The following is a 12,027-nucleotide window of genomic DNA, read 5'->3' as shown; positions in this document are numbered from 1 at the left end:
CCAGGGCCAGCACTCCGAAGCTGCCGACCCGGCTGTCCTTCAGGATCTCCAGCCGCCGCTCTTTCGTCCAGCCGCCGTAAAGCCCGTCCGCCGTGTCCGACAGCCCGTCCTCGTGCAGGCCCCCGGTCAGCATCGCCCCCAGCGCCAGCACCAGCACCGCAGTCACCCCCGGCGTGACACCCAGCCACAAGGCGCCGCTGGCCAAAGCCGCGCCGATGCCGCCCAGCACCGCCCCGACCAGCGGCCAGGTCCAGGCCGATGCCGCCCCGGTGGCCCGATGGTTCGGCAGGGGCAGGCGCGTGAGCAGCGCGAAACCCGACAGCAGGTCGGAGGGAAGCCGAAGGGCGATGTCGCGGATTGGGGTCAAAGCGGCAGTTCCCGGCTGGCGTTCCTCTGGCCTCTGGGGTAGCCCCGGACGCGAAAAGGTGCAATCCGGGAAGAAGCCGATGCCGTTCCAGTCGCTTGCCGATGTCCATGCCCTCCTTGCAAGGCTTCCGGCCCCTGACGCCGCAGCACTTGCCGGGGCCGAGGCGCGCAACGGCCAGTTGACCAAGCCGCCGGGGGCCCTGGGGCGGCTGGAGAAGCTGGCGATCTGGATGGCGGGCTGGCAGGGCACCGAGAAGCCTCGCGCGAGCAATCCGCAGATCGTGATCTTTGCGGGAAATCACGGCGTGACCGCCAAGGGCGTCTCCGCCTTCCCGGCCGAGGTGACGGTGCAGATGGTGGCGAACTTCGCCCATGGCGGGGCGGCGATCAACCAGCTGGCCAAGGCCTTCGGCGCGAAGCTCGATGTCCATTCCCTCGACCTCGACCGCCCCACGGCGGATTTCACCGAAAGCCCGGCGATGAGCGAGGCTGAGGTCGTGGCCGCGCTTTGCACGGGCTATGAGGCGGTCGACCCCAAGGCCGATCTTTTCGTTGCCGGAGAGATGGGCATCGGCAACACCACCGCCGCCGCCGCCATCGCCACGGCGCTTTACGGCGGGGTCGGCTGGGCCGGGCGGGGGACGGGCGTCGATGACGAGGGGTTGCGCCGCAAGGAAGCCGCCGTCGCGGCGGGGCTGGAGCGACACAAGGCGCTGCTCGCCGACCCGCTTCAGGTCCTGCGCTGCCTGGGCGGGCGCGAGATTGCCGCGATGACCGGCGCGATCCTCGGCGCGCGGATGGCGCGGGTGCCGGTGATCCTGGACGGCTTCATCGCCACCGCTGCGGCGGCGGTGCTGGAAAAGGCTGCCCCCGGCGCGCTGGACCATTGCATCGCAGGCCACCAGAGCGCGGAAGGTGCCCATGCCCGCCTGCTGGAGAAGCTCGGCAAGGAGCCACTCCTGTCGCTGGGCCTGCGCCTGGGCGAAGGCTCGGGCGCGGCGCTGGCCATCGGCGTGGTGCAGGGCGCGGTCGCCTGCCATTCCGGCATGGCCACCTTCGCCGAGGCAGGCGTCGCGGCGCGGTGATGCTCCTCGTGCGACTTCGTCTTCTCGTCGCGGTCAGCGAGAAGGGACGAAGTCCCCGACGAGCGGGCTCCTAAGGCGTTACCAGATCGTAAACGCCCGCAGGCAAGCCGTTGATTTCATTGGTTGGCAAAGTCTGCCCGCGCGCGGGCAGGCTCAGATCTTCGGCATCTTCAGGCTGACCAGCCTGCCGCCCTTCTGGTAGCGGACCTCGGTGTCGGTGATCGCCTTCACCGTCCCCCCGTCGATCTTGTCGCCGACCTTGACCTTCTTGTACTTCCCGTTCGCCTGCCGGATCAGCGCGTAGCGGCGCGAGTCGGTGCCGTAGGTGCCGATCAGGTTGATCTTCGACAGGTTGATCGCATTCGCATAGGTCGCCTGCTTCGCCACGCTCGCCTTGGTCGGGATCGAGGGCGCAGCCTTCGCCTCCGGCTCGTCGAGTTCGGCGATTTCCTCGGGCTTCGCATCGGGCGCGGCGGCGGCGACCGCGGTGGGGGCGGCTTCCTCGACCGGGGCGGGTTCGCGGACGGCGGCGGCGACCGCAGCCTCGACCGCGGCGCGGAAGTCGCGGGGCCGCTCGGCGGGCCGCATCGAGATCGCGACGATGGAAGGGTTCCGGGCCTCCAGCGCGGCGGCTTCTGCCAGCTTCGCCTCGGCCTGCGCGGTCAGCGAAGCCCCCTGCGCGCCGAGGTCGGCCGGGGCGGCAGCCGTAGCAGCGGCGGCCACGGTGGCCGGGCGGGCGAGCGGGCGCAGGCCCGCGAATTCACTGGCGGTCTGGGAGGTGAGCGCCGCGTCGTCGTCGGCGGTGGCGGGCGTCAGCCCCTCGGGCCGCGCTTTCGGGCGGAAGCCCGCCATCGCCGGATCGGCGGGCGGAAACGGCGCTTCGACGGCCGGTTCGGTGCCTGCGGTGACAAGCGAGGCATCGGAGGGCGAGGCAGCATCCGGCTGGATTGCGGGCGCCGTAACGCTGGCGGCCGCCAAGGCGGCGGCGGCTGCGACCTCGCTGCGGGAGGGCGGAAGCCGGGGCGGTTTCCCGGCGATCAGGAAGACGCCGTCGGGACTGACGATCCCCGCGGGGGTCGGCTTCAGCAGCCCCTGCGCGTCGAACTGGTAGACGGTGCCGGGCGCCGGGGGCGGCATCACCGGATCGGGAAGCGCGTCGGAGGCACCGGCCAAGCTGGGCAACGCCAGCGCGTCGAGAGCGGGGGGCGGGGCATCCATCGCGGAGAGGAAGATCTCGTCCTGATCCTCGGCCGGGGCCGAGGCTGCCGAGACATCGGTGGTGACTGCCGTGCCCGGGGCCGGTTCGGGCGCAGCCTCCGGCGCGGGATCGGTCGCGGCGATCTCGGTCGCAGGCTGGGCGGTGGCATCGGTGGCCGGGTCCAGATTACCCTCGGCTGCCGTGTCGGCCGCGGGGTCCAGGGCTGCGGTTTCCGCCGCAGGGTCCTCGCCCCCCATGTTCACCGGCAGGCTTTCCGTCGCCATGTCTCCGGCGTTGGCTTCCGTCAGGGTCGGGCCACCCGCTTCGGGGAGGGGCTCTGTCATCCCCTCGGGGTCCTGCATGTCGGCCAGCATCTCGTCATCGACGCCCGGGACGGTGTCGGTGAGGGCGGTCTCGTTGGTGGCGGGCGTCCTGCCCCCAAGATACATCGACGACCAGATGCCGATCAGCGCGAGGAACAGCAGCAGCAGCGCCACCAGGACCAGGAAGACCGTGCCGGTGCGTTTCCGGGCCGGGGCGACCGAGCCGAAGGTGCCGCCGGGCCGCGCGGGAGACTTGACCGTGGTCGGACCCGGGCCCGTGCCGGTCGCGGGGCGCGGGATGTCGCTGGTCTTGAGCTTCGGCTTGGCCCGCGTGCCCGGGATCGAGGGCGCCGTGACCATGCCCGGAAAGCCCTTGCCGGTCGCGGGCCGGGCGATGGCGCCGGTCTTGGCGGCGGGGGAAGCGCCGGGGCGGGTGACGCCTTCCATCGGCCTCGGGATTGCATCGGCACCAGCACTGGCAGCGCGGCGGCTGGCGAAGGCGATCATCGCCGCCGAGGGCGGAGCCGGGGGGACATCGTCGTCTAGGTCGTCGATGGCCGGCTTGCGCGTGACGGGCGGCGGGGGGACGTCGTCCTCGGGGAAGGCCGAGGTATCGGTCACATGGGCGAAGGGGGCCTCTTCCGGCTCGGGCTCCGGTGCAGGCGGAGGCGGGGCGGCTTCGGCCTTGGCGGGTGGCAGGTCCCTGGTGGGAGCGGCAGGCGCGGCGGCCGCAGCCAGAGGCGCGGGTTCGTCCTCCAGCCCGTCGTCGGCGAGGGCGGGAAGGGGCGGGATCTCGGGCTTGACCGGCTCGGGGTCCGGCAGGTCGGCGTTCAGGGCTTCTTCCAGGCCGGGAAGCGGATCATCCTCGGCGACGGGAGCGGGCGGGGCAGGCTCGGGCGCAGGCTCCGGTTCGGGCGCTGGCGCGACTTCGGCAGCCGGTTCCGGTTCCGGGGCGGGAGATTCGGGTGCTGCGGCTTCGGGTGGCGGGGCCACCGGTTCGGCCTTCGGCAACTCGCGGCGCAGGATGCTGACCGGGTCGCGGTCGCGCTCGACCGTCTCGTCCTCGGCCAGGATCGAGGCGGCGGCGGCGGTCGGGCCGAACCAGGGCTCGCCAACGAAGGCGCCGTCTTCCGGGACTGCGACGAAGGAGACCGGGTTCAGCCGGTGCTCGACCGCGAAGGCCTCGGCCTGGTCCAGCGTTTCCCGCGCGATGACCGCAACCTTGACCGTGGCGCCCTTGCCCGACCAGTCGAAGACAAGATCCTCGACCGCATAGGGCGTGCGGCCTTCCAGCGCGGCGGCGATCTGGCGCCGCTTCTCGTCGCGGCTGGGACCGGGCGCGTGGATTTCGGTATAGAGGATCTGGCTGTTCGGCAGGACCAGCTTGGTTGCCACGCCCATCGGCGACAGGCCAAGCGCGGTCTTGCGCAGATAGTCCAGCGCCTCGGCCAGATCGGGGGCGTCAAAGGCCGTCTCGCCGATCGAGAGCCACCCCTTCGGCGTCCGGTGCAGAAGCCCGATGGCCTCGCTCGTCAGGTCAAGTGCAAATGTCGGTTTCATGTCGAGGGTCTAGCACGGATATTGGAAGTGCTGGAACGTGCCCCAGCCGGTTGCCGCATAACTAAAGCAGCTTTTCGCCGAAGGAAAGAAAAACGGCCAAGGAAGCCATTGCGGCGCGCGTCACAAGTCACGAATGTCTCGCATCCCAAAGGAGAAACCCATGCGCGTTCTTTCTGCCCTGATCCTGTCCACCGCCCTTGCCCTGCCGCTGGCGACCACGGCCCTGGCCGATGATTTCAACCGCAGCATCAGCGTGACCGGCACCGGCACGGTCGAGGCCGCCCCCGACATGGCGACGTTGATGATCGGCGTGACCACGCAGGGCAAGACCGCCGCCGAGGCGCTGGCCGAGAATTCCAAGGCCACCGAGGCGGTGATCGCCCGGCTGACGGCTTCGGGCGTCGCGGCGCGGGACATGCAGACCTCGAACCTGTCGATCAACCCGAACTGGACCGGCTATGACAGCTCGACCCCCACGATTTCGGGCTATGTCGCGTCGAACATGCTGACGGTGCGGGTGCGCGCGCTGGACTCGACCGGCGCGGTGCTGGACGCCGCGGTGGCCGACGGTGCGAACACGCTGAACGGCATGACCTTCGGTCTGGCCGACCCGGAGCCCGCCTACAAGGACGCGCGCAAGGAGGCCGTGGCCGATGCCCGCGCCAAGGCCGAACTGCTGGCAACGGCGGCGGGGGTCAAGCTCGGCAAGATCCTGTCGATCTCCGATGCCGGCGCGATGACCGATCCGGCGCCGATGTATCGCGATGCCGTCTCGGCTTCGGCGGCGCCGGTGGTGGGCGGAGAGCTTGGCCTGGTGGCGAACGTGTCCGTCACCTGGGAAATCGCCGACTAAGGCCGGACGGCGACAACCGGTGGAATTCGCAGGGATTCCGCCGGTTTCCGTCATGATTTGGCCCAAGTCGCGCGGCAAGATCGCCGCCAGACAAAAGGCAGGAGCAGTATTTCCATGATCCGCGGACCGATCAGCGTTGTGATCGTCGGTGTCGTCATGCTTGCCGGCCTTGCGGTGGTCGTGAAAGGCCCGCAGGCCGTTACGCGCTATCTGCCCGACAGGCTGGCGACCATGCTCGACGGCGGAAGGATCGGCACTTTCGACAGCGCGGTGAAAGGGGCGGGCGACAAGGCCTCGGACTATCTGCAGGATGGTACGGACGGGCTCACGGTGCATGGACCGATTGCCGCGATGGCAGGCAACCGCCCGGTCTTCATCACAGATGTCCTGTCCGGCCACACGACGCAGGTGGCGGGCGACATTCCGGCCGAGATCACGATGATCCGCCCGATCTCGGGCTGCCACCTGACCCCGCCGCTTGCGGGGACGGCCGTCGGCCATGTCACCGCGTCGTCCACCGGGCTGATGCTGCCGCTGCTGACGTATAATGATCAGGACCTTGCCGCCGCCGTGCAGGGGCTGGTGAACAGCTATCGCGACAGCGGGTCGGACCGTGTCGCCCCCCCCGCCGCGCTTGCCTTCGAGGCCTATGACGTGGCCGTGACCGAGACCAGGGCCCCAGTCTATCTGGTGTTGGAAAGCGGGCCGGGCAACCGGATCTGGAACATCCACCTCGCCCCCGGCGCGCGGGTGGAGCGGGCGGTGCTTCTGGGCGGCACGCATGTCGGCGTCGCCAATCTCGACCCGGTGGTGCCGGTCGAGGTCCTGCCGGGCGCGGCGCTGGCCGAATGCGGCATCGCGCCCTCCTATCCGCTGAACCCCGGCCACCGCTTCTTCGAGGTGCTGAAATCCGGCACGGGTGCCGACAAGGCCGAGAGCGAAGCGAAGTACGCCGTGATGCAGGACCGCGTCGCCGCCTATGACACCTGGTTCCGCGACAGTTTCGGCGTCCTTGCCGACGAAACCCGCGCCGGGTTCGACGGCGGGGCGGTCTCGGTCGTCGGCCCCCAGCCGGGCGATGCCGAGCCGAAGGCGGTCTATGCCCGCATCCAGGGCTCGCGCATCCGGATGACGCAGGACCGCTATTTCGAGATCATGGGCCAAGCCGCCGAGGGCGAGGATTTCGCCGGTCGCGTCCGGGCCATCGCCAGGAGCTTCGCCTTCGGGGATCTGAAGACCCTGCGGCAGGGGGTGGGCTTCTGATGCTGCGGGTGCTGATCGGAAGCGGGGTTCTGCTGATGGCCGTGGGCTTCGGCGCGGCGGGCTGGCAGTACTGGAAGACGCGGCCCGCTGCGGTGGCGGAGGCTCCGGTCAGCGCTTCGGCGCCCGCGGCGCCAGCCCGGCGCAGCTGGCTGATCTCGCCCGCCGGCGGGCTGGTGGCCCAGGATGACGTGCAGGCCTATCTGACGCAGGATCGTTTCGTGCCGACCCGGACCCTGCGGGTCGTCCGCCAGGCGCGGCTCGCCGATCTGCTGGTGGGCGACGAGAAGCTGCCCGAGGCGGCCTTCCTGCAGGTGCTGGCCGATATCCGCGCGCCGCGGGTCAGCGACGGGCTGTGCCAGATCCTGCTCGACGCGATCGCCCAGGACTGCGCGGTGAATGCGGCCCGGGTGGTCGAGGGCAGCGTCGATCCGGTCGCGGGGATCGCGATGTTCCGGCTGGAGCTGGTCTTCCGGCTGAAAGAGGACGGGGCCAAGCTTCCCGACCTGGCGACGCGCGTCCTGCACCGCGAGACCGTGCGTGCCGATCAGGAAAGCGGCTCTGCGGGCGGCGAAACCCCGGAGGCCGCGCTGAAGGCCTTGCTGGAAACCGTCGCCACTGCCTGTGGCGGCGAGGGCGTGGGCGAGGTCTGCCGCCCGCTGCGGCTCGACCTCGACTTGACGCCGGGCGGCCCGACATCGGCGGTGGCCGAGATCGCCTGGCTCGACCCCTTGCCCAAAGGCATGTTCGTGGCCCCGCCGCTCGACGCCGGAGGCTGAGCGGCGGGTTGCCGTCAGGCCGTGGCCTTGGCCAGCGCCTGGTCGAGGTCGGCGATGATGTCGCGCACATCCTCGATCCCGATCGACAGCCTGACCGAATCCGGCGCGGCCCCGGCCCTGATCTGTGCCTCTTCCGACAGCTGCCGGTGCGTGGTCGAAGCAGGGTGGATGATCAGGGACCGCGTGTCGCCCAGGTTCGCGACATGGCTGAAGAGCTTCACATTGTCGATGAGCTTGACGCAGGCCTCATACCCGCCCTTGATCGTGAAGGTGAAGAGCGCCCCCGCCCCCTTCGGCGTGATCATCTGGGCGAGATGGTAGTAGGCTGAGGATTTCAGGCCGGGATAGGTGACGCTGCCCACCCGCGGGTCCTGCTCCAGCCATTCCGCGACGATCTGCGCATTCTCGACATGGCGCTGCATCCGCAGGGCCAGGGTCTCGATCCCCATCAGCGTGTAATGCGCGCCCTGCGGGTTCATCGTCATGCCCAGGTCGCGCAGGCCGATGGCGATGGAGTGGAAGGTGTAGGCCATGTTGCCCAGCGTCGGGTGGAAGACGAGGCCGTGGTAGGCGGGTTCGGGCTGCGAGAGCGAAGGGAACTTGTCGTCCGCCGACCAGTTGAATTTCCCCGAGTCGACCACGATCCCGCCGGTCACGGTGCCGTTGCCGGTCAGGTATTTGGTGGCCGAATGGACGACGATGGTCGCGCCATGTTCGATGGGACGGCAGAGATAGGGCGAGGCGGTGGTGTTGTCGACGATCAGGGGAATGCCGGCCCGGTCGGCAACGCGGGCGATGGCGTCGATGTCGCTGATCGCGCCGCCGGGGTTGCAGATCGTCTCGCAGAAGATCGCGCGGGTGTCGGCGTCGATGGCCTTCTCGATCTCTTTCGGGTCGTCGAAATCGACGAATTTGGCCGACCAGCCGAACTTGCGGATCGTGTTCGAGAACTGCTGGATGGTGCCGCCGTAGAGCCGGGTCGAGGCCACCACGTTCCGCCCCGGCTGCATCAGCGGGAAGAGCGCCATGATCTGCGCGGCGTGGCCCGATGAGCAGGCGATGGCCCCGGCGCCGCCTTCCAGCGCGCAGACCCGGTTCGCCAGCGCCGAGACGGTGGGGTTGGTCAGGCGGGAATAGATGTAGCCGATTTCCTGAAGATTGAAGAGCTTGGCCGCGTGGTCGGCGTCTCGGAAGACGAAGGCGGTCGACTGGTAGATCGGCACCTGCCGGGCGCCGGTGGCGGTGTCCGGCGCGGTGCCGGCATGGATGGCGAGCGTGTCGAAGCCGAGGGGTCGGTCGGTCATGGGATCCTCCTGAGTCTGGGCGCGAGGGTAGGTGGCTTTGGAGTGCGAGGCAACGGGGGGCTGCCCGCGCGCGGGCAGGTTTGCCGAGATAGGGAAATCAAGGGCTTGCTTGCGGGCATTTACGGAATTTTCATCTCTGTCCGCGGGCCCGCGCGGAAGGACCGTTGCGATTGGCGATCCTTCCATGCTTGGATCGCACTGCCCTCGGTTCCGGAGCCTTTGCGATGCTGACCCCTTTCCACCTTGCCTATCATGTCACCGATCTCGACGAAGCCCGCGCCTTCTATGGCGGCGTGCTGGGCTGCCGCGAGGGGCGCAGCACGGAAAGCTGGGTCGATTTCGATTTCTTCGGCCACCAGATCAGCCTGCACCGCGGCGAGCCGTTCAGAACGACAGACACCGGCAGAGTGGGCGATCACATGGTGCCGATGCCGCATCTGGGGCTGGTGCTCTTGCTGCCCGACTGGCAGTCCCTGGCGGACCGGCTGACCGCCGCCGGAGTGGACTTCGTCCTGCCGCCGCAGGTGCGCTTCCAGGGGCGACCGGGGGAGCAATGGACGATGTTCTTCCGCGACCCGAGCGGCAACCCGATCGAGGTGAAAGGGTTCGCGGCGATGGAGAGCGTGTTCAACGGGTGAGGTTTCGTTAACCCTGAAAGCCTAGACCGGTGATTGAAGACTATATCACCAGGTGATAGATATCGATGCGGGTGTTCCTGGAGCGACGGTTCAAAAAATGGGTTGAGAAGGAAGGGATCGAAGACGCGCGACTGGTCGAGACGGCGATGGAGGCCTTTGCCGGACAGTATGAAGCGGACCTTGGCGGTTATCTCTTCAAGAAGCGGTTGGCCCGCGAAGGTGAAGGCAAGTCGGGCGGATATCGGACGATCCTGTGCTTCCGGAAGGCGGATGATGACCGGATATTCTTTCTTTATGGCTTTGCGAAAGGTGTGAAAGAGAACATCGACAGTTTGGAGAGTAGAGCCCTGAAGAAGCTTGCCGCTGGCCTTCTGTCAGTCACGGATGCGCAGATTGACGGGCTTCTCGATAAAGGCTTTCTCAAGAAGATTGGAGAGGTTCGGGATGAAGCGGAAGAGTGAAATCCTGGAAATGGCGGTGGAGCTTGCGACCGGCCTTTATGAAGTCGGCGCGATGGACAAGGCCACGTTGCGCGAGATCGAGAGCCTCGCCTTGCCGAAGGTCCAAAGCTACTCGCCCGAAGAAATCCGCGCGATCCGCGAGCGGAACCGAGTCAGCCAGCCGGTCTTTGCCGTCTATCTGAACGTGGGGCGCAGCACGGTCGCGCAGTGGGAGCAGGGTAAGAAGACGCCCTCCGGCCCTGCGGCGCGGCTTCTGGATCTCGTCGCGCGGAAGGGGCTGCGGGCGATAGCTTGACGTCTGGCGGATGGTGCGCGCGAGCGCGCACCCTACAGGGCCACGTTTCATGTGCGAGGGGTGGGTTGGCGCCCACCCTACGATTCCGGTTGCGCTTGGGGGCGAGGTGCCCGACTTTTTCCCCCTTTGCATGGGGGATAGCATGGCAACGGAAACCGCAGGCGTCGATCTGGTCTCGGTGGTGACGATGCTGGGCGCGGCGGTCGTCGCGGTGCCGGTGTTCAAGCGCATCGGGCTGGGATCGGTGCTGGGCTATCTGGCGGCGGGGCTGGTGATCGGGCCGTTCGGGCTGGGGCTTTTCTCGGACCCGATGGCGATCCTGCATGTCGCGGAACTGGGCGTCGTCATGTTCCTGTTCATCATCGGGCTGGAGATGGAGCCGTCGAAGCTTTGGGCGATGCGGCGCGACATCTTCGGGCTGGGGCTGTTGCAGGTCGCCTTGTGCGTGGCGCTTCTGGGATTGGTCGGCGTGGTGCTGGGTTATCCTTATGCCGGCTCGCTGGTCGCAGGGGCGGGGTTCACCCTGACCTCGACCGCCATCGTGATGCAGATGTTGCAGGAGCGCGGCGACATTTCCGCGCCGAAGGGGCAGCGGATCGTGTCGATCCTGCTTCTGGAGGACCTGGCCATCGTGCCCCTGCTGGCGCTGGTCGCCTTCCTGGCCCCGGGGGGCGAAGATGTGACCTTGCTCGGCCGGTTGCAGGATGTGGCCATCGGCCTTGGGGCGATCGCGGTGCTGGTCGTGGCGGGGGTCTACCTGCTGAACCCGATGTTCCGGCTGCTGGCGGCCTCGCGTGCGCGGGAGGTGATGACGGCGGCGGCGCTGCTCGTCGTGCTGGGCTCGGCGCTCTGGATGCAGCTGGGCGGGCTGTCGCTGGCGATGGGGGCGTTCCTTGCCGGGGTGCTGCTGTCGGAATCGACCTTCCGCCACCAGCTGGAGGCGGATGTGGAGCCGTTCCGGGGCATCCTGCTGGGACTGTTCTTCCTCGCGGTGGGCATGGCGCTGGACCTGTCGGTGATCGCGGCCAGCTGGCGGCTGATCGCGGTCAGCGTGATAGCCTTCATGGTATTGAAATCGCTGATCATCTATGCGGTCGCGCGGCTTTACAGGGCGAGCCATGCCGAGGCGCTGGAGCGGACGGTTCTGATGGCGCAGGGCGGCGAGTTCGCCTTCGTCCTTTATTCCGCCGCTCTGGGGGTGGGGTTGCTCAACACCGAGACCGCGGCGATTCTGAACGCGATCATCATCGTCTCGATGGCGCTGACGCCGGTGATGCTGATCCTGCATGACCGCTTCAAACCGGCCGCGGTGGTGTCGACCGAAGGGGTGGAGGCGCCGGAGGGGTTGAGCGGTCAGGTGCTGATCATCGGCTTCGGGCGCTTCGGTCAGATCGCCTGCCAGCCGCTTCTGGCGCGGAAATGCACGATCAACATCATCGACGACGACCCCGAGATGATCCGCGCGGCAGAGACCTTCGGCTTCAAGGTCTGGTATGGCGATGGAACGCGGCTGGACATCCTGAAGGCGGCGGGCGCAGAGACGGCACGGGCGGTGGTGATCGCGACGGACAAGAAGGAGATCACCACGCGGATCGTCAAGCTGGTGAAGCACGAGTTTCCGAATGCGGTGGTCCTGGCGCGGGCCTTCGACCGGCAGCATGTGCTGGACCTGATCAAGGAAGGCGTCGACCACCACATGCGCGAGGTCTTCCACTCGGCGCTGGCGCTGGGGGGCGAGGCGCTGGAAGTGCTGGGGGTGGAGCCGGAGGAGATCGAGGAGATCGCCGAAGGCATCCGGCGGCGCGATGCGGAGCGGCTGGCCTTGCAGATGACGGGGGATATCTATTCGGGCCGCGGGCTTATCATCGGCAATGCGGAGCACACGGTGCGGACTTAGGGGCTCTG

The 12,027-nt window shown here is 68.3% G+C and carries 11 protein-coding genes; 8 read left to right on the top strand and 3 right to left on the bottom strand.

Going from position 1 to position 12,027, the window contains the following annotated elements; translation table 11 throughout:
• On the bottom strand, window positions 1-367 hold a 367-nt coding region (locus V7Q39_RS03760), incomplete at its 3' end, for an adenosylcobinamide-GDP ribazoletransferase (RefSeq protein WP_333815078.1).
• A gap of 79 nt (window positions 368-446) precedes the next feature.
• On the opposite strand from V7Q39_RS03760, the gene cobT reads away from it, so the two are divergent.
• Window positions 447-1,451, top strand: coding sequence for a nicotinate-nucleotide--dimethylbenzimidazole phosphoribosyltransferase (cobT, locus tag V7Q39_RS03755; RefSeq protein ID WP_333815076.1), 1,005 nt, complete (start codon window positions 447-449; stop codon window positions 1,449-1,451).
• A 153-nt stretch (window positions 1,452-1,604) separates the two neighbouring features.
• Here cobT and V7Q39_RS03750 read toward each other — a convergent pair whose 3' ends face one another.
• A complete protein-coding gene (locus V7Q39_RS03750) occupies window positions 1,605-4,532 on the bottom strand; it encodes a hypothetical protein (RefSeq protein ID WP_333815074.1) in 2,928 nt (975 codons plus the stop codon).
• Window positions 4,533-4,692: 160 nt separating this feature from the next.
• Between V7Q39_RS03750 and V7Q39_RS03745 the strand changes: the two genes are divergently transcribed.
• The 3 genes from V7Q39_RS03745 (at window position 4,693) to V7Q39_RS03735 (ending at window position 7,424) form a co-directional block, all read left to right on the top strand.
• The gene (locus tag V7Q39_RS03745) at window positions 4,693-5,385 is read left to right on the top strand and encodes an SIMPL domain-containing protein (protein ID WP_333815073.1); all 693 of its coding nucleotides are present in this window, start codon (window positions 4,693-4,695) and stop codon (window positions 5,383-5,385) included.
• Between the two features lie 114 nt (window positions 5,386-5,499).
• A complete protein-coding gene (locus tag V7Q39_RS03740; RefSeq protein WP_333815071.1) occupies window positions 5,500-6,648 on the top strand; it encodes a hypothetical protein in 1,149 nt (382 codons plus the stop codon).
• A complete protein-coding gene (locus V7Q39_RS03735; RefSeq protein ID WP_333815070.1) occupies window positions 6,648-7,424 on the top strand; it encodes a hypothetical protein in 777 nt (258 codons plus the stop codon). The genes V7Q39_RS03740 and V7Q39_RS03735 overlap by 1 nt, the downstream gene beginning before the upstream one ends.
• A 14-nt stretch (window positions 7,425-7,438) precedes the next feature.
• On the opposite strand, the gene V7Q39_RS03730 is transcribed toward V7Q39_RS03735, so the two are convergent.
• Window positions 7,439-8,728, bottom strand: coding sequence for an O-acetylhomoserine aminocarboxypropyltransferase/cysteine synthase family protein (locus tag V7Q39_RS03730; protein WP_333815069.1), 1,290 nt, complete (start codon window positions 8,726-8,728; stop codon window positions 7,439-7,441).
• A gap of 224 nt (window positions 8,729-8,952) precedes the next feature.
• Here V7Q39_RS03730 and V7Q39_RS03725 point away from each other — a divergent pair, with 224 nt between their 5' ends.
• From V7Q39_RS03725 to V7Q39_RS03710, 4 genes are all read left to right on the top strand, one after another.
• Window positions 8,953-9,366 carry a VOC family protein gene (locus V7Q39_RS03725; protein ID WP_333815068.1) on the top strand — a complete coding sequence of 138 codons (414 nt, stop codon included), beginning with the start codon at window positions 8,953-8,955 and terminating at the stop codon, window positions 9,364-9,366.
• Window positions 9,367-9,431: 65 nt separating this feature from the next.
• Entirely contained in the window at window positions 9,432-9,827 is a 396-nt protein-coding gene (locus V7Q39_RS03720) for a type II toxin-antitoxin system RelE/ParE family toxin (protein WP_333815066.1), read from the top strand.
• A complete protein-coding gene (locus V7Q39_RS03715; RefSeq protein ID WP_333815064.1) occupies window positions 9,811-10,122 on the top strand; it encodes a helix-turn-helix domain-containing protein in 312 nt (103 codons plus the stop codon). The genes V7Q39_RS03720 and V7Q39_RS03715 overlap by 17 nt, the downstream gene beginning before the upstream one ends.
• Window positions 10,123-10,264: 142 nt before the next feature.
• Window positions 10,265-12,019, top strand: coding sequence for a monovalent cation:proton antiporter-2 (CPA2) family protein (locus V7Q39_RS03710; RefSeq protein WP_333815063.1), 1,755 nt, complete (start codon window positions 10,265-10,267; stop codon window positions 12,017-12,019).
• Window positions 12,020-12,027 lie beyond the last annotated feature (8 nt).

The sequence above is a fragment of the Tabrizicola sp. genome (assembly GCF_036781545.1).
Lineage (GTDB): Bacteria > Pseudomonadota > Alphaproteobacteria > Rhodobacterales > Rhodobacteraceae > Tabrizicola.
The sequence above is the reverse complement of the archived record's forward strand: the minus strand, read 5'-3'. Positions and strand labels throughout refer to the sequence as shown.